Source organism: Pseudomonas sp. HP_08, assembly GCF_055284095.1.
On the sequence record NZ_JBTOQC010000052.1, the window covers coordinates 253,815 to 278,128 of the forward strand.

Consider the following 24,314-nt stretch of genomic DNA (forward strand, 5'->3'; position numbering starts at 1 on the left):
CTTCACTAGCCGAGGGTAACGCGGGTGAAAACCTCCCCCCACGGACAGATGAAAAAGAGCTTCACTAAAACCCACCTTTCGGTGGGTTTTTTCGTTGCACGCCAATCGCCACTCTAGAGGCATTCCCCCCATAGGCGACTGCGCTTTCACTCACCTTGCCACTTACAACAACGCTTTCAACACCCGCCCGAACGCCTCGGCGCTCTGGCGTTCTTGTGCGTGGTGTCCTTCGCGGATCACCCATTGGCCGTTGACCATCACGTCGCGCACTTGCCGGTCGCCGCCTGCAAACAGCCAGCGGTTGAGAATCGCATCCTGCGTGGCACTGGCCACATAAGGGTCCTGGCCATCAAGCACCAGCCAGTCGGCACGCTGCCCGACCGCAAGGCGCCCGACCGGCTGGCCCAGCGCCTGCGCGCCACCGGCAAGGGCGGCGTCGTACAGCGTGCGGCCGACCATGGGCTGGTCGCTGCGGTACAAACGGTTACGGCGCTGGTCACGCAGGCGCTGGCCATATTCCAGCCAGCGCAGCTCCTCGACCACGCTCAGGGACACATGGCTGTCCGAGCCAATGCCCCAGCGTCCGCCCTGGCTCAGGTAATCCACGGCGGGAAAGATCCCGTCGCCCAGATTGGCCTCGGTGGTCAGGCACAAGCCGGCCACCGCGCCGCTTTGCGCCATCAACTGCACTTCATCGGGATTGGCGTGGGTGGCGTGTACCAGGCACCAGCGCTGGTCCACCGGCGCATGCTCGAACAGCCACTGCAAAGGCCGCCGGCCACTCCAGGCCAGACAGTCGTCGACTTCTTTCTGTTGCTCGGCGATGTGGATATGCACCGGGCTCTGGCGGTGGCCGGCCACCAGCACTTCGTCGATCTGCCAGGGCGTGACCGCGCGCAGCGAGTGAAAGCACAGGCCGAGCCGCTGCGCCGGCTGCTGCGCCAGAGCGGTGTGCAGGCGCGCCTGCAGGTCGAGATAACTGTCGGTGCTGTGGATAAAACGTCGCTGGCCGGAATTCGGCGCCTGGCCGCCAAAGCCTGAATGGCTGTAAAGCACCGGCAGCAGGGTCAGGCCGATACCGGCACTGCGCGCCGCCCGGCTGATGCACAAGGCAAGCTCGGCCGGGTCGGCATAATGCTGGCCATTGACGTCGTGGTGCACATAGTGAAATTCGGCCACCGAGGTGTAGCCGGCCTTGAGCATCTCGATGTACAGCTGGCGGGCGATGATTTCCAGTTGCTCGGGGCTGATCTGGCCAACCAGGCGGTACATGAGGTCGCGCCAGGTCCAGAAGCTGTCGTCCGGTCGCCCGGCCACCTCGGCCAGCCCCGCCATGGCCCGCTGGAAAGCATGCGAATGCAGATTGGGCATGCCTGGCAACACAGGACCCGCCAGGCGCTCGGCGCCCTCGGGCGCAGCATTGGCCTGAATCGAGGTCAATACGCCTTGCGCGTCGACTTCAAGCCGCACATCGCGGGCCCACCCTTCTGGCAGCAAAGCACACTCGGCAAAATAGGCAGCCATCGACTTAACACCTCATTGGGAAATCACTTGTATATACATATACAGGCGTTTGCTCAGCCGGTAAACTCCGGCGTACTTGCCGCGCCCCGGGTTAATGGTTAGCGTGGTGGCTGTTTCGATCCTCACACAAGGACTTTCACTTTGCCGACCCCGCCCGCCACCTCGCCGCTGACTGCCCATCTGAGCGAAAGTCCGGCGCCGCTGTACGCCCGGGTCAAGCAGATGATCATCCAGCAGATCCAGAGCGGAACCTGGCCGCCGCATCATCGCGTACCGTCGGAGAGTGAGCTGGTCACCGAGCTGGGCTTCAGCCGCATGACCATCAACCGCGCCCTGCGCGAGCTGACCGCCGATGGCCTGCTGGTGCGCATGCAGGGTGTCGGCACGTTTGTGGCCGAGCCCAAGACCCAGTCGGCACTGTTCGAGGTTCATAACATCGCCGATGAGATCGCCGCCCGTGGCCATCGCCACAGCTGCCGGGTGATCCTTTTGCAAGAAGAACCGGCCGGTTCCGAGCGCGCCGTGGCGCTGGACATGCGCGAGGGCCAGAAGGTCTTTCACTCGCTGATCGTGCATTACGAGAACGACATTGCCGTGCAGATCGAGGACCGCTTCGTCAACGCGCTGGTCGCCCCCGACTATCTGCAACAAGACTTCACCCGCCAGACGCCCTACGCCTACCTGTCCCAGGTCGCGCCGTTGACCGAAGGCGAGCACGTGGTCGAGGCGATTCTGGCCGATGCCGATGAATGCAAGCTGCTGCAAATCGAGGCCGGCGAGCCGTGCCTGTTGATTCGCCGTCGTACCTGGTCAGGACGCCAGCCGGTCACCGCCGCGCGGCTGATCCACCCGGGTTCCCGCCACCGCCTGGAAGGACGCTTCAGCAATTGACCAAGACGACCCTGCTCCGCGCCGCCGACTACCCACGCATGCCCTGGAAAAACGGCGGCGGCAGCACTGAAGAAATCACCCGCGACGCAGGCAACGCGCTCGACGGTTTTGGCTGGCGCGTGTCGATTGCCGATATCGAAGCCAGCGGCAGCTTCTCGGTGTTCGCAGGCTACCAGCGGATCATCACCGTGCTGCAAGGCAACGGCATGATCCTGACCGTCGACGGCAAGGACAGCAGGCCTCTTCAGGCTTCCGATCCGCTGGCCTTCAGCGGTGACAGCCAGGTCGATTGCAAATTGTTGCGTGGGCCGATCCGTGATTTCAATCTGATCTATAATCCGCGGCGCTTTGCCGCCCGCCTGCACTGGCTGGATGTGCGCCAGCCGCAACGCCTGTTCAGCTCGGCCAGCACACTGCTGCTGTTCAGCGCGGCCCAGCAACTGGCCAGCAGCGTCAACGATGGGCCCTGGGATGTTCTCGGCCATCATGACTGCCTGCGCATCGACAACGCCGGCAACCTGCTGGACATCGAGCTACAGGCGCCGGCCGCCAGCCGCTGCTGCCTGATCGAACTCACCGCCCTGGGCGAGCATTGACGCTCGCGCTGTACCGCTTTTCAGGAAACCCATGAGCCAGTTCCCCCGCCAAGAATCCCCTCGCGCCATTGCCCTGCTGACCAGTTTTCTGCACTCCGAGGCCGCTGGCGGCATCATTCTGATGCTGGCTGCGCTGGCGGCCCTGATCGTCGCCAACAGCCCGCTGGCCGACAGTTACTTTGCCGCCCTGCACACGGTCTGGCTGGGGTTGTCGCTGGAGCTTTGGATCAACGACGGGCTGATGGCGATCTTCTTTCTGATGGTCGGCCTGGAGATCAAGCGCGAAGTACTGGCCGGCGGCCTGGCCACCTGGGAGCAACGCGCCCTGCCCGGCTTTGCTGCGCTGGGCGGCATGCTGGTGCCGGCGCTGATCTATCTGGCGGTCAACTGGGGCAACGCGCAGACCCTGAGCGGCTGGGCGATTCCGGCGGCCACCGACATCGCCTTTGCCCTGGGCGTGCTGTCGCTGCTCGGTAAACGGGTGCCGACCTCGCTGAAAGTCTTCCTCGCCGCCCTGGCAATCCTCGATGACCTGGGCGCGGTGACCATCATCGCGCTGTTCTACAGCAGCGGCCTGAACATCCCGATGCTGCTGGCCGCCTTCGCCACTCTGGCGGTGCTGATCGTCATGAACCGCCTGAAGGTCAATCGCCTGCTGCCTTACCTGCTGCTCGGCGCGCTGCTGTGGGTGCTGGTGCTCAAGTCCGGCGTACACGCGACACTGGCCGGCGTCGCGCTGGCGCTGTGCATTCCGCTCAACAGCGAGAAAGACGAAGCGCGCTCGCCGCTGTTGTTCCTTGAAGAAAAACTGCACGGCTGGGTGGCGTTTGCCGTCGTGCCGATCTTCGGCTTTGCCAATGCCGGCGTATCGCTGGCCGGCATTTCCGCCGAAAACCTCATCGACCCGGTGCCGCTGGGCGTGGCGCTGGGGCTGTTCGTCGGCAAGCAGATCGGCGTGTTTCTCGCAGCCTGGCTGGCGATTCGTGCAGGCCTTGCGGTGTTGCCGCAAGCCAGCAACTGGCTGCAACTGTATGGCGTGGCGATCCTGTGCGGCATCGGTTTCACCATGAGCCTGTTCATCGGCAACCTGGCTTTCCCCGGCGCGCCGCACCTGATCGACGAGGTCAAGGTCGGCGTATTGATGGGCTCGTTCCTGGCCGCCATCGTCGGCATGCTGGTGCTGCGCAGCGCGCATAAGCCGGGCTGAAAATACGGGCTGAAAAAATATTTTCAATCAGCTGCATCCAGATCGTTGTCCCGCGTGTAGTACCTCACAGCAGCCCATGAGTTGCTGAGCGCGGTCCAACTTTCTGGAGAAATGTGCATGAACGCAAAACGCTTGCTCTGCCTGGCTACAACCACCCTGACATTCGCCTGCCTGACCCCGGCGGCCTTTGCCCAGGCCGATCTGCCCGAAAGCGTGCGGGTGCCGGCGGGCCACAAGGTCACTCTGGAAACCACGGGCGTGGGTGAAATCACCTACGAATGCAAGGTCAACGCCGCCAACGCCAATAAGCTGGAATGGACCTTCGTCGGCCCCAAAGCCGTACTCAATGACCGCAGCGGCAAGGCCGTCGGCAGCTACTACGGCCCGCCCGCCACTTGGGAAAGCAAGGACGGCTCGAAGCTGACCGGCACCCAGCTCGCCGTGGCACCGTCCAGCGCTGGCAACCTGCCTTATCAACTGGTCAAGGCCAACCCGGCCGAAGGCAAGGGCGTACTGACCGGCGTGACCCACATCCAGCGCACGGCCCTCAAAGGCGGCGTGGCCCCGAGCAGCGCCTGCGGCGAGAGCAACAAGGGCGCCAAGGAAGTGGTCAAGTACCAGGCCGACTACATTTTCTGGTCCAGCAACTGATTGTGTTTCACGACGATGATGCCGCGCTGCCAGTAGGCTATGCTGCTGCGCGGCAGCCTCGATCGAGGTCGCAGTAATCCATTGACGGCGGATTGACTTGACCTCATTCGAATCGCAGTTCGACTACGAAGCCACACTCCAGGCCTGCGCGCGCGGCGAGCGCCAGGCCCTGCAGCGTCTTTATCATCAGGAAAGCGCCCGGCTACTGGGCGTTGTCCTGCGCATCGTGCGTGATCGGGCACGGGCAGAAGACATCGTGCATGACGCCTTTATCAAGGTCTGGACCCAGGCCCACAGCTTCGACGCGCAACGCGGCTCGGCGCGGGGCTGGATCTTTACCATTACGCGCCATCTGGCCCTCAACCAGGTGCGCAACAGCGCTCGCGAAGTGCCGGCCGAAGACGATGAACCCTCGGCTGCTGCAACGCTGGAAGGCTGGCAGGGCGCAAGCGATGCCTTCGACTGGCAGGTCAATCCCGGGCGTTTGCAGCATTGCCTGGACCAACTGGAGCCGGTACGCCGTCACTGCGTGTGCCAGGCCTATGTCGACGGTTACACGCATCAACAGATCGCGCAGAAGGTTGGCGCGCCACTGGGCACGGTCAAAGCCTGGATCAAACGCAGCCTGGCTGCCTTGCGGGAGTGCATGGGTTGAATACAACACCCGACCGCGAACTCGATGAACTGGCGGGCGAATATGTGCTGGGCACCTTATCGGCGGCCGAACGCGCCGAGGTCGAGCGGCGCCTGCCGCTTGAGCCGGCGTTGCAGGCGGCAGTCGATGCCTGGGAAGCACGGTTGCTGCCGCTGACCGATCTGGCCGAACCGGTGCAACCCTCGGCCAGCCTGTGGACACGCATCGAGCGCAGCCTGCCGGATTCGGTGCGACCGATCTCCAGCGCACGGCGCTGGCGCGACAGCCTGGGCTTGTGGCGCGGGCTGGCGGGCGCAGGCCTGGCAGCCTCGCTGGTGCTGGGCACGATGCTGTTGATTCGTCCGCCGGTCGATCAGCCGTCGTATCTAGTGGTGCTGGTAGCGCCACAAGACAAGGCGCCGGGCTGGGTCATCCAGACCCGCGACACGCAACAGATTCAACTGATTCCGCTGGGCGTTACCGAAGTGCCGAGCGACAAGGCGCTGGAGTTCTGGACCAAGGGCGACGATTGGCAAGGCCCGGTCTCGCTGGGCCTGGTCAAACCAGGCCAGACCTTGCGCGTGCCACTGGACCAACTGCCCGCCTTGCAGCCTAACCAGCTGTTCGAGCTGACCCTGGAAAACCCGACCGGCTCACCGACCGGTAAACCGACCGGACCGATCCAGTTCATTGGCCGGGCCGTGAAGGTGATTTAAGCCGGTTTCTTGCAGAACAGAAGGTGCGCCGCTCCACACATCACGCGCACCATTCTGTTACTCAACGCCCCAATTCGATGCGCGCCCTCTCGATCACCGCGTTATCGCCTCTCGCTTGTCTGCCCTTCTCTTTCGCCGATCCCCTTTGAATACGGGGCTTTGCCGCAAACCCTCGTGGTCTGATTTACAACTGGCCCTTCAATTGCATATGCTTGTATGTACAAGTAGAGACGTGTTCAACTGAGTGCACAGGTTACGCCTGTTACCGCCAGTCTGAACCTGACTACTCTCCCACTGCTTCCCGCCCCGTCGCGGGCTGGTTTGGATCGACCGCCGAGGATTTTCTTGTGACCCAGAACAATCAGGACCGCACGCAAGACTGGACCCGCCACCGTGACGTTGAAGTGCGCGCTGCCCGTGGTACGCAACTGACCGCCAAGAGCTGGCTGACCGAAGCCCCGCTGCGCATGCTGATGAACAACCTTGACCCGGAAGTGGCCGAGAACCCCAACGAACTGGTGGTCTACGGCGGCATCGGCCGTGCGGCGCGCAACTGGGAGTGCTACGACAAGATCGTCGAAAGCCTGACCCATCTTGAAGACGACGAAACCCTGCTGGTGCAGTCCGGCAAGCCGGTCGGCGTGTTCAAGACCCACAGCAATGCGCCACGGGTGCTGATCGCCAACTCCAACCTGGTGCCGCACTGGGCCAACTGGGAACACTTCAACGAGCTGGATGCCAAGGGCCTGGCCATGTACGGCCAGATGACCGCCGGCAGCTGGATCTACATCGGCAGCCAGGGCATCGTTCAGGGCACCTATGAAACCTTCGTCGAAGCCGGGCGCCAGCATTACGGCGGCAGCCTCAAGGGCCGCTGGGTATTGACTGCAGGCCTGGGCGGCATGGGCGGCGCGCAACCGCTGGCCGCGACCCTGGCCGGCGCCTGCTCGCTGAACATCGAGTGCCAGCAGAGCCGCATCGATTTTCGCCTCAAGACCCGCTATGTCGACGAACAGGCCGACAACCTCGACGACGCCCTGGCGCGCCTGGCCCGCTACACCGCCGAAGGCAAGGCGATCTCGATTGCCCTGCACGGCAACGCCGCCGAACTGCTGCCCGAAATGGTCCGCCGTGGCGTGCGCCCGGACATGGTCACCGACCAGACCAGCGCCCACGACCCGCTCAATGGCTACCTGCCCAAAGGCTGGAGCTGGGACGAGTACCGCGCCCGCGCCCTCAGCGAACCTGCTGCCGTGGTCAAGGCCGCCAAGCAGTCGATGGCCGAACACGTCGAGGCCATGCTGGCCTTCCAGAAGGCCGGCGTACCGACCTTCGACTACGGCAACAACATTCGCCAGATGGCCAAGGAAGAGGGCGTGAGCAACGCCTTTGATTTCCCAGGCTTCGTGCCGGCCTATATCCGCCCGCTGTTCTGCCGTGGCATCGGCCCGTTCCGCTGGGCGGCGCTGTCGGGCGATGCGCAGGACATCTACAAGACCGACGCCAAGGTCAAGGAACTGATCCCCGACGACGCGCACCTGCACAACTGGCTCGACATGGCCCGCGAGCGCATCAGCTTCCAGGGCTTGCCGGCGCGCATCTGCTGGGTCGGCCTGGGCCAGCGCGCCAAGCTGGGTCTGGCGTTCAACGAAATGGTACGCAGCGGCGAGCTGTCGGCACCGGTGGTCATTGGCCGCGACCATCTGGACTCCGGCTCGGTGTCCAGCCCCAACCGCGAAACCGAAGCCATGCGCGACGGCTCCGATGCCGTCTCCGACTGGCCGCTGCTCAACGCCCTGCTCAACACCGCCAGCGGCGCGACCTGGGTGTCGCTGCACCACGGCGGCGGCGTGGGCATGGGCTTCTCGCAGCATTCGGGCATGGTCATTGTCTGCGACGGCACCGACGAGGCCGCTGCGCGCATTGCCCGCGTATTGCATAACGACCCGGCCACCGGCGTCATGCGCCATGCCGATGCCGGTTACCAGATTGCTATCGATTGCGCCAAAGAGCAGGGCTTGAACCTGCCGATGATCTGAAGGTTGCACCGGCGCCCGGGAAGGGCGCCACAGGTCCGCAGGCCGGATGCCTGTTTGCACTGCCGTCATCCTTTTTGAGGCTTAGGAGCATCGACAATGAAGATCAAGAAAAACCTGCTGCGCACGCTGGTTGTCACAGGTTTGTTCGCCAGCGCAGGCGCGAGCCAGGCGGCAGGCTGGTGTGAATCGGGGAAGCCGGTGAAGTTCGCCGGCCTGAACTGGGAAAGCGGCATGCTGCTGACCGAAATCATGCAGGTGGTGCTGGACAAGGGTTACGACTGCAAGGTCGATACCCTGCCCGGTAACTCGATTGCCATGGAAAACGCGCTGGGCACCAACGATATCCAGGTGTTCGCCGAGGAATGGGTCGGGCGCAGCGAGGTCTGGAACAAGGCCGCCGCTGCCGGCAAGGTCGTGGGCATCGGCGCCCCGGTGGTCGGCGCGGTCGAGGGCTGGTATGTGCCGCGCTATGTGATCGAAGGCGATGCCAAGCGCAAGCTGCCAGCCAAAGCACCCGATCTCAAGGCGGTCAGCGACCTGCCACGTTACGCCAGTGTGTTCAAGGATCAGGAAGAGCCGGGCAAGGGCCGTTTCTACAATTGCCCGGCCGGCTGGACCTGCGAGCTGGACAACAGCGAAATGCTCAAGAGCTACGGCCTGGAAAGCAGCTACACCAACTTCCGTCCCGGCACGGGCCCTGCGCTGGATGCCGCGATCCTGTCCAGCTACAAGCGCGGCGAGCCGATCCTGACCTATTACTGGTCACCGACGCCGCTGATGGGCCAGGTTGACCTGGTGCGCCTGGAAGAGAAAGCCGGGGTGAACAAGACCATCGAGATCAAGGTCGGCGTGTCCAAAGCGTTCAATGAACAGGCGCCGGAGCTGATCGCGGTGCTCGAGAAGGTCAACCTGCCGATCGACCTGCTCAACGAGAACCTGGGCCGCATGGCCAAGGAACGGATCGAAGCGCCTAAACTGGCGAAGATCTTTCTCAAGGAACATCCGCAAATCTGGCACTCATGGGTCAGCGAAGACGCCGCGAAAAAGATCGACGCAGCGCTGTAATCCAAGGCCTGCCCGGCCATTGCGCCGGGCCGGCTGGCCACTCCCACGTTGAGAGCCGCTTATGTTCCCCGAAAGCTTTACGTTCTCCATCGCCGACTGGGTCAATGCCGGGGTCGATTCTCTGGTGACCGAGTACGGCGATGTGTTCAGGCACATTTCCGACACCCTGCTCTGGGCCATCGTCAACCTCGAAAGCCTGCTGCGCATGGCGCCCTGGTGGCTGATGCTGCTGATTGTCGGCGCGATTACCTGGCATGCCACGCGTAAGGTCTTCACCACCGCCGTGATCGTCGGCCTGCTGTTTCTGGTCGGCGCCGTGGGGCTTTGGGACAAGCTGATGCAGACCCTGGCGCTGATGCTGGTGTCGACGTTGATCGCGGTGCTGATCGGCATTCCGCTGGGCATCCTGTCGGCGCGCAGCAACCGCTTGCGCTCGGTGCTGATGCCGCTGCTGGACATCATGCAGACCATGCCCAGCTTCGTGTACCTGATCCCGGTGCTGATGCTGTTCGGCCTGGGCAAGGTGCCGGCGATTTTCGCCACGGTGATCTACGCCGCCCCGCCGCTGATCCGCCTGACCGACCTGGGTATCCGCCAGGTAGACGGCGAAGTCATGGAAGCGATCAACGCCTTTGGTGCCAATCGCTGGCAGCAACTGTTCGGCGTGCAATTGCCCCTGGCCCTGCCAAGCATCATGGCCGGCATCAACCAGACCACCATGATGGCCCTGTCGATGGTGGTGATCGCCTCGATGATCGGTGCCCGCGGCCTGGGCGAAGATGTGCTGGTCGGTATCCAGACCCTCAACGTGGGTCGCGGGCTGGAAGCGGGTCTGGCGATTGTCATTCTCGCGGTCGTCATCGACCGCATCACTCAGGCCTATGGCCGGCCACGGCATGAGGCACACAAATGATCAGCGAGCCTGCCAGCAAGATCGTCATCAACAACGTCTTCAAGATTTTCGGCAACCGTCCCGACGCCGCCCTGGCCATGATTCGTCAGGGCCGCAGCAAGGATCAGGTTCTGGCCGACACCGGCTGCGTGGTCGGGGTCAACGACCTGTCGCTGAGCATCGCCAGCGGCGAAATCTTCGTCATCATGGGCTTGTCCGGCTCCGGCAAATCGACGCTGGTGCGCCATTTCAACCGGCTGATCGATCCTACCAGTGGCGAGATTCTGGTCGATGGCGAAGACATCCTGCGCTACGACACAGAAGCCCTGCGCGAGTTTCGGCGGCGCAAGATCAGCATGGTGTTCCAGAGTTTCGGCCTGCTGCCGCACAAGACCGTACTCGACAACGTCGCCTACGGCCTGAAAGTGCGCGGCGAAGACAAGGCGTTCAGCAAGGAGCGCGCCCTGCACTGGATCACCACCGTCGGGCTCAAGGGTTATGAGGGCAAATACCCGCACCAGCTGTCAGGCGGCATGCGCCAGCGGGTCGGCCTGGCCCGGGCACTGGCGGCCGATACCGACATCATCCTGATGGACGAGGCGTTCAGCGCCCTCGACCCGCTCATCCGTACCGAGATGCAGGACCAGTTGCTCGAACTGCAATCGACCCTGCACAAGACCATCGTGTTCATCACGCATGACCTCGATGAAGCGGTGCGCATCGGTAACCGCATTGCGATCCTCAAGGATGGCCGGCTGATCCAGGTCGGCACTCCCAAAGAAATCCTCCACTCGCCTGCTGACGATTATGTCGATCGTTTCGTGCAGCGGCGCGTGGCAACCCTGTAAGGACAACGGTCGATGCCGCGAGCACAACAGATTCTCATCGGTGAGGCGCAGGTTACCTGGCAGGACGTGGTGGCCGTTGCCCGCGACGGTGCGCCATTGGCACTGTCGACCGCCGCCTGGGCGCGCATCGACAATGCCCAGGCCATCGTGCAACGCATCGTCGCCAGCGGCGAACGCGCCTATGGCGTCAACACCGGCCTGGGCGCGCTGTGCAATGTGTCGCTGCAAGACGCCCAGCTCAGCCAGCTGTCGCGCAATACCCTGCTCAGCCATGCCTGCGGCGTCGGCCCGGCGCTGGCCGACGAGCAGACCCGGGCGATCATCTGTGCCGCGATCATCAATTACAGCCAGGGCCACTCCGGTGTGCATCGCCAGGTGGTCGAAGGCCTGCTGGCCCTGCTCAACCATGGCATCACCCCGCACGTGCCGTCCCAGGGCTCTGTGGGTTATCTGACCCATATGGCCCATGTCGGCATTGCCCTGCTGGGTGTCGGCCAGGTCAGCCATCGCGGGCAGATCGTCGCCGCCAGCCAGGCGCTTGAAGCCGAAGGCCTGACGCCGGTGGAGCTGGGTGCCAAGGACGGGCTGTGCCTGGTCAACGGCACGCCGTGCATGACCGGCCTTGCCTGCCTGGCGATTGCCGATGCCGAACAGCTGGCGCAGTGGGCCGATGTGATCGGTGCCATGACCTTCGAAGCCTTGCGCGGCCAGCTCGATGCCTTCGACGACAGTATTCTCAGCCTCAAGCCACATCCCGGCATGCAGCAGGTGGGTCGCAACCTGCGCGCCTTGCTGGCCGGCAGTGAAGTGCTGGCGACCAGCCAGGGCATTCGCACACAGGATGCCTTGAGCATCCGCTCGATTCCGCAGGTGCATGGCGCCAGCCGCGATCAACTGGCCCATGCCATTGTGCAGATCGAGACCGAACTCAACTCGGCCACCGACAACCCGCTGCTGCTGGGCACCCCGCAGGCTTACCGGGTGGTGTCCCAGGCCAACCCCCACGGGCAATCGGTGGCCATGGCCGCCGACCTGCTGAGCATCGCCGTCGCAGAATTGGGCTCGATTGCCGAGCGCCGCCTGGACCGGCTGATCAATCCGTTGGTCAGCGGCCTGCCGGCCTTTCTGGTCAGCGCGCCGGGCGTCAATTCGGGGATGATGATCGTGCAGTACGTCGCCGCCTCGTTGTGCGCCGAAAACCGCCAGCTGGCACAACCGGCGGTTGTGGATAACTACGTCACCTCCGGCCTGCAGGAAGATCACCTGAGCCTGGGCACCAGCGCTGCCCTGAAACTGCACAAGGTGCTGGCCAACGCGACCCAGATTCTGGCCATCGAGTACCTGCTCGCCGCCCAGGCCTTCGAATTTCTCCAGGCGCAAGGCTTCGGCGCAGGCACCGGCCTGGCCTGGCGCCTGCTGCGTGAGCGGGTCGAGCCTTATGCTCAAGACCGCTGGCTGGCCCCGGATATCGCCAGCAGCGCCGCCCTGCTCAGGCAGCCCGCTGCGCTGCAACGCATTTACCAACACTGCCAATCGACACCCGATCAGGTGCCACAAGCACTGGGTCAAACAGGAGTAACCGCATCGTGAACACCCCCACTGCCCACACCCTGGAGCTGATTCCCGGCCAACTCTCGCTGGTGCAACTGCGCAACCTCCTCAGTCAGCCAGTGAAGCTGACCCTGGACCGCAGCGCCGACCAGCAGATCGAGCAAAGCGTGGCCTGCGTCGAGAAGATTCTTGCCGAAAACCGTACCGCCTACGGCATCAACACCGGTTTCGGCCTGCTGGCCTCGACGCGCATTGCCAGCGAAGACCTCGAGAACCTGCAACGCTCGCTGGTGCTGTCGCATGCCGCCGGCGTCGGCCAGCCGCTGGACGATGCGCTGGTGCGCCTGATCATGGTGCTCAAGGTCAACAGCCTGGCGCGGGGTTTCTCCGGTATCCGCAGGCTGGTGATCGACGCGCTGGTCGCGCTGATCAACGCCGAGGTCTACCCGCACATTCCGCTCAAGGGTTCGGTGGGCGCCTCCGGCGACCTGGCGCCCCTGGCGCATATGTCGCTGGTGCTGCTCGGCGAAGGCAAAGCGCGGCATAAAGGCCAGTGGCTCGAAGCCCGTGAGGCGCTGGCGGTGGCCGGCCTGCAACCGCTGACGCTGGCGGCCAAGGAAGGTCTGGCACTGCTTAACGGCACCCAGGTGTCGACCGCCTTTGCCTTGCGCGGCCTGTTCGAGGCCGAAGATCTGTTCGCCGGCGCCATGGTCTGTGGCTCGCTGACCGTCGAGGCGGTGCTGGGCTCGCGCTCGCCGTTCGATGCCCGCATTCACGCCGCCCGTGGCCAGCGCGGGCAGATCGATGTGGCTGCCGGCTACCGCGACCTGCTTGGCCCGCGCAGCGAAGTGTCCGAGTCGCACCGCAACTGCGACAAGGTCCAGGACCCTTACTCGCTGCGCTGCCAGCCCCAGGTCATGGGCGCCTGCCTGACCCAGATGCGCCAGGCCGCCGAGGTGCTGCAGATCGAAGCCAACGCGGTGTCCGACAACCCGCTGGTGTTCGCCGCCGAAAACGAAGTGATCTCTGGCGGTAACTTCCACGCAGAACCGGTTGCCATGGCCGCCGACAACCTGGCGCTGGCGATTGCCGAGATCGGCTCGCTGAGCGAGCGGCGTATTTCGTTGATGATGGACAAGCACATGTCGCAGTTGCCGCCGTTTCTGGTGGCCAATGGCGGGGTCAACTCGGGCTTCATGATTGCCCAGGTCACCGCCGCCGCGCTGGCCAGTGAAAACAAGGCACTGTCCCACCCGCACAGCGTCGACAGCCTGCCGACCTCGGCCAACCAGGAAGACCATGTGTCGATGGCACCGGCGGCCGGCAAGCGGCTGTGGGAAATGGCGGAAAACGTTCGCGGCATTCTTGCCGTAGAATGGCTGGCTGCGTGCCAGGGTCTGGACTTGCGCAACGGGCTGAAAACCTCGCCCGTGCTGGAGCAAGCCCGCGCCACCCTGCGCAGCAAGGTGCCGTCCTATGAAAAGGACCGCTTTTTCGCACCGGACATCGAAGCTGCAATCGCGCTGTTGTCCTCGACATGCCTGAACCCGTTGGTTCCTGCCCATCTGCTGCCGAGCCTGTGACGCTTAAACCCGTCTGACAGAGCCCGTCATGGCCAATGGTTGCAGGAAGGTGTTTCTCGCAGCCATTTGCCATACCAGTAATGAATGGACCTGAAATGACGTCACAAGATGGTTTGAAACGCGGGTTATCCGCCCGCCACATCCGCTTCATGGCCCTGGGCTCGGCCATCGGCACAGGCCTGTTCTACGGCTCGGCCGCCGCCATCCAGCAGGCCGGCCCCGCCGTACTGCTGGCTTATCTGATCGGCGGCGCTGCGGTGTTCATGGTCATGCGCGCCCTGGGTGAGATGGCCGTGCACGACCCGGTCTCGGGCTCGTTCAGCCATTACGCCAGCCGTTATCTGGGGCCGCTGTCGGGCTTTGTGCTGGGCTGGACCTATGCCTTCGAGATGATCATCGTCTGCCTGGCCGACATCACCGCCTTCGGCATGTACATGGGCTTCTGGTTTCCCGAGGTGCCGCGCTGGATCTGGGTGCTGAGCATCGTGTTCTTCATCGCAGCCCTGAACCTGTGCAACGTCAAGGTCTTCGGTGAGGCCGAATTCTGGCTGTCGCTGCTCAAGGTCAGCGCGATCATCGCGATGATTCTCGGCGGTGCCGGGATCATGCTGTTCGGCCTGGGCAGCGTCAGCAGCGACACGCCGATCGGCATCAGCAACCTGTGGGCGCATGGCGGCTTCATGCCCAATGGTATCGGCGGGCTGATTGCCTCGCTGGCTGTGGTGATGTTCGCCTTTGGCGGCATCGAAATCATCGGCATCACCGCCGGCGAAGCCAAGGACCCGAAACGCAGCCTGCCGGCGGCGATCAACGCCGTGCCGCTGCGCATCCTGCTGTTCTATGTGCTGACCCTGTTCGTGGTGATGTGCCTGTTCCCGTGGACCCAGATCGGTACCCAGGGCAGCCCGTTCGTACAGATTTTCAGCAATCTTGGCCTGTCGCAGGCCGCGACCGTGCTCAATATCGTGGTGATCTCGGCCGCCGTGTCGGCCATCAACAGCGATGTCTTCGGCGCCGGACGCATCATGTACGGCATGGCCAAGGACGGTCAGGCACCGGCCGGTTTCGCTCGTCTGTCGAGCCAGGGCGTGCCGTGGATGACCGCCGTGGTCATGGGCGTGACCCTGCTGGCGGGCGTGGTGCTCAACTACCTGATCCCGGACAACCTGTTCCTGTTGATCGCCTCGGTGGCGACCTTCGCCACGGTGTGGGTGTGGCTGATGATCCTGATCACGCAAGTGGCCATGCGCCGCTCGATGAGCGCAGACGAGGTCAGCACGCTGCAATTCCCGGTGCCGTTCTGGCCGTGGGGCCCGGCGCTGGCCATCGTCTTCATGGTGTTTATCTTCGGCGTGCTGGGCTGGTTCCCGGCCAGCCGCACCGCCTTGCTGGTCGGCGCCGCCTGGGTGGCGCTGCTGGTGATTGCCTACTACATCTGGGTCAGGCCCAAGGCCCTGACCCGGCCAAAATAACGTCCAAAACAACGTTGGAGACCCAATGAAAACGCTCTGGCACAACTGTCACATCGCAACCATGGCACACGGCACGTACTCGATCATCGAAGAGGCCGCCATCGTGACCTGTGAAGAGCGGATTCACTGGGTCGGTCCCAGGGCTGACCTAAGTGAGAGCGGCATCGAACACACGGTGGACCTAGGCGGCGCCTGGGTCACGCCGGGGCTGATCGACTGCCATACCCACATCGTCTTCGGCGGCAATCGCAGCGGCGAATTCGAGCAGCGCCTGCAAGGCGTCAGCTATGCCGAGATTGCCGCGGCCGGCGGCGGCATCGCCAGCACCGTGCGCGCCACCCGCGCCGCCAGCAGCGAGACGCTGTACACCAGCGCCGAGCGGCGACTGCGGCATTTGCTCAAGGAAGGCGTGACCACGGTCGAAATGAAGTCCGGCTACGGCCTGGACCTGGACAGCGAGCGCAAGCTGCTGCGGGTCATTCGCCAGCTCGGCAATACCCTGCCGGTCACCGTGCGCAGCACCTGCCTGGCGGCCCACGCCCTGCCGCCGGAATTCACTGAACGCAGCGATGCCTACATCGAGCACATCTGCACCGAGATGCTGCCGGCACTGGCCCGCGAAGGCCTGGTCGATGCGGTGGATGCCTTCTGTGAATACCTGGCGTTTTCTCCGGCACAGGTCGAACGGGTGTTTATCGCCGCGCAGCAACTGGGCCTGCCGGTCAAGCTGCATGCCGAGCAGCTGTCATCGCTGGGCGGTTCCAGCCTGGCGGCGCGCTATCAGGCGCTGTCTGCCGACCATCTGGAGTTCATGACCGAAGACGACGCCATTGCCATGGCGGCGGCCGGCACGGTGGCGGTGCTGTTGCCGGGCGCCTACTACTTCCTGCGCGAAACCCAGCTGCCGCCGATGGACGCCTTGCGCAAACACGGTGTTGCCATCGCCATCGCCACCGACATGAACCCCGGCACCTCGCCTGGCCTGTCGCTGCGCCTGATGCTCAACATGGCCTGCACGCTGTTTCGCATGACTCCCGAAGAAGCCCTGGCCGGCATTACCTTCAATGCCGCCAAAGCCTTGGGACTGGGCGCCAGCCATGGCTCGCTGGAGGTGGGCAAGGTCGCCGACTTCGTTGCCTGGGACATCGAGCGGCCGGCGGACCTGGCCTACTGGCTGGGCGGCGACCTGGACAAACGCATCATTCGCCACGGCGTCGAATCGTCGTTCTGAGCAAGGAGAAGACTGTGGATAAAGTTCTGACATTCAGCAAAGGGCGCATCCCGCTGCTGATCAGCATGCCGCACGCGGGCCTGAAACTGACGCCCGCCGTCGAAGCCGGGCTGGTCGATGAAGCCCTGAGTCTGCCGGACACCGACTGGCACCTGCCGCGCCTGTACGACTTTGCCGAAGCACTGGGCGCCAGCACCCTGGCCGCCGAGTATTCGCGTTTCGTCATCGACCTGAACAGGCCTTCCGATGACCAGCCGCTGTATGCCGGCGCGACCACCGGGCTGTTTCCCTCGATCCTGTTCGACGGCGTGCCATTGTTCAAGGACGAGCTGGCGCCCGATGCCGCCGAGCGGGCGCGCTATCTGCAGCAGATCTGGACGCCGTATCACCAGACCCTGCACGATGAACTGCAGCGCCTGCGCGATGAGTTCGGCTATGCGCTGCTGTTCGATGCCCACTCGATTCGCGGACATGTGCCGCACCTGTTCGACGGCCAGTTGCCGGACTTCAACCTCGGCACCTTCAACGGCGCCAGCTGCGATGCGCAACTGGCCGAACAGCTGAAGCAGGTCTGCGCCGAGGCGAAAGACTACAGCCATGTGCTCAACGGCCGCTTCAAGGGCGGGCACATCACCCGCCATTACGGCGATCCGGCGAACAACATTCACGCGGTGCAGCTGGAACTGGCGCAGAGCAATTACATGGAAGAGTTTGCGCCATTCCGTTATCGGCCAGATTTGGCAGCGCCAACGCAGGAGGTGATAAAGCGCTTGCTGGAAACCTTTATCACCTGGGGTAAACACCGGTTCGGTGGGTAACCCCGCACCGATGCCATTGCGGTTACTTTTTGAGCAACCGCAAGCCGTTGAACACCACCAGCAAGCTCACGCCCATGTCGGCGAACACCGCCATCCACATGGTCGCCATGCCGGCAAAGGTAAGGCACAGAAAGAACAGCTTGGTCACCAGCGCCAGGGCAATGTTCTGCCGCAGCACTGCCGAGGTGTCGCGTGACAGGCGGATAAACGCCGGGATCTTGCGCAGATCGTCGTCCATCAGCGCAACATCGGCGGTTTCAATGGCGGTGTCGGTACCGGCCGCCGCCATCGCAAAGCCGATTTCCGCACGGGCCAGTGCCGGCGCATCGTTGATGCCGTCACCGACCATGCCGACCCGATGCCCTTGCGCATACAACGCTTCGATGGCTTGCAGCTTGTCGGTCGGCAACAGGTTGCCCTGCGCCTGATCGATGCCGACCTGATCGGCAATCGCTCGCGCCGTGTGCGGGTTGTCGCCGGTGAGCATCAGCGTCTTGATACCCAGCTCATGCAACTGGGCAATGGCCTCGCGGCTGCTTTCCTTGACCGTATCGGCCACGGCAAACAGCGCCAGCGGGCCGCTGTCATCGAGCAACAGCACCACGGTCTTGCCCTGGCTTTCCAGGGCATCGAGCCGTGCTTCAAGCTCGGGTGAACACAGGCCCAGTTCCTCGACCAGCCGATGGTTGCCCAGATGGTAGCGACGCCCGTCGATATCGCCGGCCACGCCACGCCCGCCCAGCGCCTCGAAGTTATCCACAACCTGCACCGCTTGCTGCGGATCGGCGGCCTGGGCAATGGCCTTGGAAACCGGGTGGTCTGAGCGTGCAGCGAGGCTGACGGCAAGGGCCTGCGTATTCACCAGGTCTTCTTTAAGTGCAATAAAGTCAGTCTGCACCGGTTTGCCGTGGGTCAATGTGCCGGTCTTGTCGAGGGCCAGATAGTCGAGCTGGCGGCCCATTTCCAGGTACACGCCGCCCTTGATCAGAATGCCCTTGCGCGCCGCCGCCGCCAGGCCGCTGACGATGCTCACCGGCGTGGAAATCACCAGCGCACACGGGCACGCCACCACCAGCAACACCAGCGCGCGGTAGACCCAGTCGAACCAAGTGCCAGCGAAGAACAGCGGCGCAATCAATGCCACGCCCAGTGCGGTAATGAACACGGCGGGCGTGTAGTAGCGCGAAAACTGATCGACGAAACGCTGGGTCGGTGCCCGCGCGCCCTGGGCCTGCTCCACGGCATGGATGATGCGCGCCAGGGTCGACTGGCCAGCGGCGGCGCTGACCCGGTATTCCAGCGAACCGGCCTGATTGATGGTGCCGGCAAACACCTTGTCGCCCACAGACTTCTCAACCGGCAGGCTTTCGCCGGTGATCGGCGCCTGATCGACACTGGATTGTCCGCTAACGACTTCGCCATCCAGCGCGATGCGCTCGCCGGGCCGCACCCGGACCACCGCTTCCAGCGCCACCTGTTTGACCGGCTGCTCCAGCCAGCTGCCGTCGGCCTGACGCACCGTGGCCACTTCGGGGGTCAGTTGCATCAGGCCGCTGATGGCATTGCGCGCCCGGTCCAGCGAGCGGGCTTCGATCAGTTCGGCCACGGTGAACAGGAACATCACCATCGCCGCTTCCGGCCACTGGCCGATCAACACGGCGCCGGTCACGGCGATGCTCATCAGCGCATTGATATTGAGGTTCAGATTCTTCAGGGCGATCCAGCCCTTTTTGTAGGTGCCGAGGCCGCAACTGAGGATCGACACAAACGCCAGCAGCATGACCAGCCATTCGGGACCGGCCGTGAAGTGCACCACTTCAGAACCCAGCGCGGTCAGGCCGGACAGGGTCAGCAATTGCCAGCCGCTTTTTTTCGCCGCCGGTGCAGGCGCCGGATCAACGCCGTCCTCCAGGGGTTGCGCCTGCATGCCCAGCGAATCGATCGCCTCGCGAATCGGCGCAGTGTCGGGCAGTGCATGCCAGACGCCCAGGCGCCGTTGCAGCAGGTTGAACTCCAGACGCTGCACACCGGCCAGCTTGCCGAGGCGATTCTGGATCAGGGTCTGCTCAGTGGGGCAATCCATCTGCTCGATGCGGAACTCGCTCAGGCGTGCCTGGCCATCGTCGCTGTCGAAGGTCACTACAGCGGGCACCGCGTCGGCAGGCGCGGCTTCGTCATGCGAGCCGCAGCAACTGTGAGCGTGGTGGTCGTGAACGTCCTGCTTGGGCGTAAGCCGAGTGAACTGGCTCATGGTGCGGTCCTCCGATTCTGGATATTGCCAAGTGAACACCCTGTAGTCACTATAGGGTCAAGCACTCAAGACGGAGTTTCTGCAATGAAGATTGGTGAGCTGGCCAGATTGACCGACACCCAGGTCGAAACCGTGCGCTATTACGAGCGCGAAAAACTGCTGCCGGCTCCCCATCGCAGCGAAGGCAATTACCGGCTTTATACCCAGGCCCACGTCGAGCGCCTGACGTTTATCCGCAATTGCCGCAGCCTGGACATGACCCTCGAAGAAATCCGCCGCCTGCTGAACCTGCGCGACAGCCCGCAGGACCAGTGCGAAAGCGTCAACGCGCTGATCGATGAACACATTGCCCATGTCGATGCACGGGTCGCCAGCCTGCAAGCCCTGCAAGTGCAGTTGCACGACCTGCGCCTGCGTTGCGGTGACAACGGCGCGGAGCATTGCGCAATCCTCGAACGCCTGGAAGTCACCGGCGCCGTCGCGCCGCCCGAAGGCGAGCCTTCGCACGTGGGCCGCAGCCACGGACACTGAGTGAATCCAGCGGCGGGCGCGTGATACATTTGCGCCCCGCCGCACCGCACTGCCCCAGATTCCCGGACCTCTCATGCCGAAAAAACCTGCCAAGGCAGACCCGTCACAGCCCGGCCACAAAGCCACCCACCTGACCCTGATCGATGTCGCCAAGGTCGCCGGCGTCTCGCCGATCACCGTGTCGCGGGCCTTGAGCCGCCCGGAGCTGGTCACCGAGCAGACCCGGCTGAAAGTCATGGAGGCGGTGCGCAAGACCGGTTATGTGTCGAACATGCTGGCCGGCAGCCTGGCGAGCAATAAAAGCCGGCTGGTGGCGATTTTTGTGCCGACCATCGCCAACTCGATCTTTGCCGACACGGTGCAGGCGCTGATGGACCGCCTCACCGACGCCGGCTATCAGACCTTGCTGGGCCTGACCGGTTATTCGCCCGAGCAGGAAGAAAAACTGCTGGAAGCCATTCTCGGCCGCCGCCCGGACGGCATCGTGCTGACCGGCACGCTGCACACCGAAGCCAGCCGCCTGCGCCTGGCCCAGTCGGGGATTCCAGTGGTCGAGTCCTGGGACCTGACCGACGACCCGCTGGACATGCTGGTCGGCTTTTCTCACGAGCAGGTCGGCCAGGCCGTTGCCCGGCATTTGCTGGAGCGCAACTACCGCCGTTTTTCAGTGATCACCCTCGCCGACCCTCGCGGCTTGCGGCGTTGCAACAGCCTGATCGGTACGCTTGCCAGCCATGGCATCGATGAGGTGCCGGTGCAAATCATGACCCCGCCGGCCACCCTCAAGACCGGCCGCGACGGCTTGTGCCAACTGCTCGATCAAGGCGCGCAACCCGAGGTGGTGGTGTGCAGTTCCGACACCATCGCCCAAGGCGTACTGGCCGAAGCCGCCAGCCGTGGCCTGCGTGTACCGCAGGATCTGGCCGTGATGGGCTTTGGCGACCTGAGCAGCGCAGCGCAGGTTTACCCCGCCCTTTCCACGGTGCGGGTGGACGGCCGGATGATCGGTGAACACATCGCCAAGGCGCTGCTAAACCGCTTTAACTCTGTCGACAACGTCTTTGATCCGGTGCGCATCGACAGCGGATTCAGCCTTATCGACCGTCAGACCACTTAAGCCGAAACCCGTCATGGCGACCAACGGACGCTTGAATGATTGCGCAATCATAGTATGCTCGGGCCATCAGAGTCCTCGGCAGAACACCGTGCTCTGATTTTTTTCCGAGCAAAATGATTGCGCAATCAAATCACAATAAGGAAAACAACAACGTGACCTCACCCACTGCGTCCGCCGCCAGGACCAACGTGCGCTACCTGATCCTGGCCATGATTTTCATCGTCACCGTGTTCAACTATGTCGACCGCGCCACGCTGTCCATCGCTGCCCCCGCCATGCGCGCGGACCTGGGTTTCGATGCGCTGACCATGGGCATCGCCTTCTCGGCGTTCGGTTGGGCGTACACCAGCATGCAGATTCCGGGCGGCATCATTCTCGACCGCTACGGCTCGCGTGTGGTGTTGGGCGTGAGCCTGATCGTCTGGTCGACGCTGACCTTCCTGCAGGGTTATGTCGATCTGTTCAGCTCGGCGTTCGTGGCGTTGTTCGTGTTGCGCTTCCTGATGGGCGTGGCCGAGTCGCCGGCCTTTCCGGCCAACAACCGGCTGACGGTGATGTGGTTTCCGCGTAACGAGCGCGGCCTGGCCACGGCGATCTTCCAGTCGGCGCAGTACTTTGCCCTGGCCGCCTTCACGCCGCTGATGGTCCTGCTGCTGAACAGTTTTGGCTGGCAGCATGTGTTCTTCTGGACCGGCGCGGCGGGCATTCTGGTCGGCCTGCTGTGGTTCAAGATGGTTCACGAGCCGCGCAAGGACAAGCGCGTCAATGCCGCCGAAATCGAGTACATCGAAGCCGGTGGCGGCATGCCCGGCATCGGCGACACCAAGACCCCGTTCAGCTGGCAGCGCGCTCGCGCCATCGGCGGCAACCGGATGATGCTCGGCATTTACCTGGGCCAGTTCTGCCTGACGTCGATCACCTGGTTTTTCCTTACCTGGTTCCCGACCTATCTGGTCGAAGCCAAGGGCATGACCATGCTCAAGGTCGGCCTGGTGGCCGCCATTCCACCGCTGGCCGGCTTTATCGGCGGCATGGTCGGCGGCGTGTGGTCCGACTGGATGCTCAAGAAAGGCTTCAGCCTGACCGCCGCGCGCAAGACCCCGATCATCTGCGGCCTGCTGCTGTCCAGCGCCATCGTGGTCGCCAACTACACCCAATCGGTGGTGCTGGTGATTGCGGTGATGTCGCTCGCCTTCTTCGCCAAGGGCGTCGGCAACCTGGGCTGGTGCATCGTCGGCGATGTCTCGCCCAAGCAAGCCATGGGCATCAGCGGCGCGATGTTCAACTTCTGCGGCAACATCGCCAGCATCGTCACCCCCATCGCCATCGGCGTACTGGTCAGCAAGGGCTCTTTCGACTGGGCGCTGATCTATGTCTCGGCCATGGGCCTGCTGGGCGCCTTCGCCTACCTGTTTATCGTCGGCCCGCTCAAGCGCATGGAGTTCGATGAAGTAACAGGAATAGCCAGCCTCTCGACCGAATCGCCTGCTCTCAAGCACTGAAAGTTATCCACACCCTCAAGGAGAACGTCATGACCCTACAACAACAAGACACGCCATCCGCCGACCACGACCGTATTGCCTGGGTCAAGGTGTCGTCGGTGTTCCTGCCGCTGGCCAACCCGATCAGCGACGCCAAGGTGCTGACCGGCCGGCAAAAGCCGATGACCGAAATCGCCATGCTGTTCGTCGAGATCCAGACCACCGACGGTCACAGCGGCCTGGGTTTCAGCTACTCGAAACGTGCCGGCGGCCCCGGCCAGTTTGCCCATGCCCAGGAAATCGCCCCGGCGCTGATCGGTGAAAACCCCAGCGACATCGCCAAGCTGTGGACAAAACTCTGCTGGGCCGGCGCGTCGGTGGGCCGCAGCGGCTTGTCGACCCAGGCCATCGGCGCCTTCGACGTCGCGTTGTGGGACCTGAAAGCCAAGCGCGCCAACCTGTCGCTGGCCCGCCTGCTCGGTGCGCAGCGTGATTCGGTGCGTTGCTACAACACCTCGGGCGGCTTTTTGCACACCCCGCTCGATCAACTGATGAAGAACACCGACCTGTCGCGGGAAAAGGGCATCGGCGGCATCAAGCTCAAGGTCGGCCAGCCCGATTGTGCTGTGGATATCCAGCGGGTCAGCACGGTGCGCAAACACCTTGGGGATAACTTTCCGCTGATGGTCGACGCCAACCAGCAATGGGACCGCCCGACTGCGCAGCGCATGTGCCGGCAGTTCGAGGCCTACAACCTGGTGTGGATCGAAGAGCCGCTGGACTGTTACGACGCCGAAGGCCACGCCGCCCTGGCGCAGCAGTTCGACACGCCGATCGCCACCGGCGAAATGCTCACCAGCGTTGCCGAGCACGCCGAGTTCATCCGCCTGCGCGGTGCCGACTACCTGATGCCGGATGCGCCACGGGTCGGCGGCATCACGCCGTTTCTGAAAGTCGCGGCCATGGCCGAACAGGCCGGCGTGATGATGGCCCCGCACTTTGCCATGGAGCTGCATGTGCACCTGGCCGCGACCTACCCGACCGAGCCGTGGGTGGAGCATTTCGAGTGGCTGGAGCCGCTGTTCAACGAACGCCTGGAAACCCGCGACGGGCGCATGCTGGTGCCGACCCGCCCAGGCCTGGGCCTGTCGTTGAGCGAACAGGTCAAGGCCTGGACCGCACAAACGGTCGAGATCGGCAAACGGCCTTGATGCTG

General features: G+C 63.7%; 21 protein-coding genes. 19 read left to right on the plus strand and 2 right to left on the minus strand.

Translation table 11 applies throughout. The annotated features are described in order from the left end of the window. Positions 1-162: 162 nt before the first annotated feature. A complete protein-coding gene (locus tag ACYAS9_RS28905) occupies positions 163-1,524 on the minus strand; it encodes a formimidoylglutamate deiminase (RefSeq protein WP_463571920.1) in 1,362 nt (453 codons plus the stop codon). Positions 1,525-1,665: 141 nt separating this feature from the next. Between ACYAS9_RS28905 and hutC the strand changes: the two genes are divergently transcribed. The 15 genes from hutC (at position 1,666) to hutG (ending at position 17,718) form a co-directional block, all read left to right on the plus strand. Continuing rightward, on the plus strand, positions 1,666-2,415 hold the full coding sequence (gene hutC, locus ACYAS9_RS28910; protein ID WP_463571921.1) for a histidine utilization repressor: 750 nt from the start codon (positions 1,666-1,668) through the stop codon (positions 2,413-2,415). Beyond that, on the plus strand, positions 2,412-3,011 hold the full coding sequence (locus tag ACYAS9_RS28915) for a HutD/Ves family protein (protein ID WP_463571922.1): 600 nt from the start codon (positions 2,412-2,414) through the stop codon (positions 3,009-3,011). Before hutC ends, ACYAS9_RS28915 begins: the two co-directional genes overlap by 4 nt. Positions 3,012-3,042: 31 nt before the next feature. Then, the gene (gene nhaA / locus ACYAS9_RS28920) at positions 3,043-4,218 is read left to right on the plus strand and encodes a Na+/H+ antiporter NhaA (RefSeq protein WP_463571923.1); all 1,176 of its coding nucleotides are present in this window, start codon (positions 3,043-3,045) and stop codon (positions 4,216-4,218) included. A 117-nt stretch (positions 4,219-4,335) separates the two neighbouring features. After that, the gene (locus ACYAS9_RS28925; protein ID WP_463571924.1) at positions 4,336-4,869 is read left to right on the plus strand and encodes a DUF3455 domain-containing protein; all 534 of its coding nucleotides are present in this window, start codon (positions 4,336-4,338) and stop codon (positions 4,867-4,869) included. Positions 4,870-4,966: 97 nt separating this feature from the next. Further along, on the plus strand, positions 4,967-5,524 hold the full coding sequence (locus ACYAS9_RS28930; protein ID WP_463571925.1) for a sigma-70 family RNA polymerase sigma factor: 558 nt from the start codon (positions 4,967-4,969) through the stop codon (positions 5,522-5,524). Further along, positions 5,521-6,219, plus strand: a complete 699-nt coding sequence (locus ACYAS9_RS28935) for an anti-sigma factor (protein WP_463571926.1) — start codon at positions 5,521-5,523, stop codon at positions 6,217-6,219. Before ACYAS9_RS28930 ends, ACYAS9_RS28935 begins: the two co-directional genes overlap by 4 nt. Positions 6,220-6,566: 347 nt before the next feature. Beyond that, a complete protein-coding gene (gene hutU, locus ACYAS9_RS28940) occupies positions 6,567-8,258 on the plus strand; it encodes a urocanate hydratase (RefSeq protein WP_463571927.1) in 1,692 nt (563 codons plus the stop codon). 96 nt (positions 8,259-8,354) lie between these two features. Then, positions 8,355-9,323 carry an ABC transporter substrate-binding protein gene (locus ACYAS9_RS28945; protein ID WP_463571928.1) on the plus strand — a complete coding sequence of 323 codons (969 nt, stop codon included), beginning with the start codon at positions 8,355-8,357 and terminating at the stop codon, positions 9,321-9,323. Between the two features lie 61 nt (positions 9,324-9,384). Beyond that, positions 9,385-10,236, plus strand: coding sequence for an ABC transporter permease (locus ACYAS9_RS28950; RefSeq protein ID WP_463571929.1), 852 nt, complete (start codon positions 9,385-9,387; stop codon positions 10,234-10,236). Beyond that, on the plus strand, positions 10,233-11,063 hold the full coding sequence (locus ACYAS9_RS28955; protein WP_463571930.1) for a quaternary amine ABC transporter ATP-binding protein: 831 nt from the start codon (positions 10,233-10,235) through the stop codon (positions 11,061-11,063). The genes ACYAS9_RS28950 and ACYAS9_RS28955 overlap by 4 nt, the downstream gene beginning before the upstream one ends. Before the next feature lie 12 nt (positions 11,064-11,075). Then, positions 11,076-12,653: an HAL/PAL/TAL family ammonia-lyase gene (locus tag ACYAS9_RS28960; protein WP_463571931.1), complete on the plus strand. Its 1,578-nt coding sequence runs from the start codon at positions 11,076-11,078 to the stop codon at positions 12,651-12,653. Next, the gene (hutH, locus tag ACYAS9_RS28965; protein ID WP_463571932.1) at positions 12,650-14,197 is read left to right on the plus strand and encodes a histidine ammonia-lyase; all 1,548 of its coding nucleotides are present in this window, start codon (positions 12,650-12,652) and stop codon (positions 14,195-14,197) included. Before ACYAS9_RS28960 ends, hutH begins: the two co-directional genes overlap by 4 nt. A 95-nt stretch (positions 14,198-14,292) precedes the next feature. Next, positions 14,293-15,669, plus strand: coding sequence for an amino acid permease (locus tag ACYAS9_RS28970; RefSeq protein ID WP_463571933.1), 1,377 nt, complete (start codon positions 14,293-14,295; stop codon positions 15,667-15,669). Between the two features lie 25 nt (positions 15,670-15,694). Then, positions 15,695-16,900: an imidazolonepropionase gene (gene hutI, locus ACYAS9_RS28975; protein ID WP_463571934.1), complete on the plus strand. Its 1,206-nt coding sequence runs from the start codon at positions 15,695-15,697 to the stop codon at positions 16,898-16,900. A gap of 14 nt (positions 16,901-16,914) precedes the next feature. Further along, positions 16,915-17,718, plus strand: coding sequence for an N-formylglutamate deformylase (gene hutG, locus ACYAS9_RS28980; RefSeq protein ID WP_463571935.1), 804 nt, complete (start codon positions 16,915-16,917; stop codon positions 17,716-17,718). A 22-nt stretch (positions 17,719-17,740) separates the two neighbouring features. Here hutG and ACYAS9_RS28985 read toward each other — a convergent pair whose 3' ends face one another. Continuing rightward, on the minus strand, positions 17,741-19,969 hold the full coding sequence (locus ACYAS9_RS28985; protein ID WP_463571936.1) for a heavy metal translocating P-type ATPase: 2,229 nt from the start codon (positions 19,967-19,969) through the stop codon (positions 17,741-17,743). A gap of 84 nt (positions 19,970-20,053) precedes the next feature. Between ACYAS9_RS28985 and cadR the strand changes: the two genes are divergently transcribed. The 4 genes from cadR (at position 20,054) to ACYAS9_RS29005 (ending at position 24,309) form a co-directional block, all read left to right on the plus strand. Then, positions 20,054-20,500: a Cd(II)/Pb(II)-responsive transcriptional regulator gene (cadR, locus tag ACYAS9_RS28990; RefSeq protein WP_463571937.1), complete on the plus strand. Its 447-nt coding sequence runs from the start codon at positions 20,054-20,056 to the stop codon at positions 20,498-20,500. 73 nt (positions 20,501-20,573) lie between these two features. Continuing rightward, a complete protein-coding gene (locus ACYAS9_RS28995) occupies positions 20,574-21,617 on the plus strand; it encodes a LacI family DNA-binding transcriptional regulator (protein WP_463571938.1) in 1,044 nt (347 codons plus the stop codon). A gap of 209 nt (positions 21,618-21,826) precedes the next feature. Continuing rightward, on the plus strand, positions 21,827-23,119 hold the full coding sequence (locus tag ACYAS9_RS29000; RefSeq protein WP_463571957.1) for an MFS transporter: 1,293 nt from the start codon (positions 21,827-21,829) through the stop codon (positions 23,117-23,119). Between the two features lie 29 nt (positions 23,120-23,148). Continuing rightward, positions 23,149-24,309: an L-talarate/galactarate dehydratase gene (locus tag ACYAS9_RS29005; protein ID WP_463571939.1), complete on the plus strand. Its 1,161-nt coding sequence runs from the start codon at positions 23,149-23,151 to the stop codon at positions 24,307-24,309. The last annotated feature ends 5 nt before the right edge of the window (positions 24,310-24,314 follow it).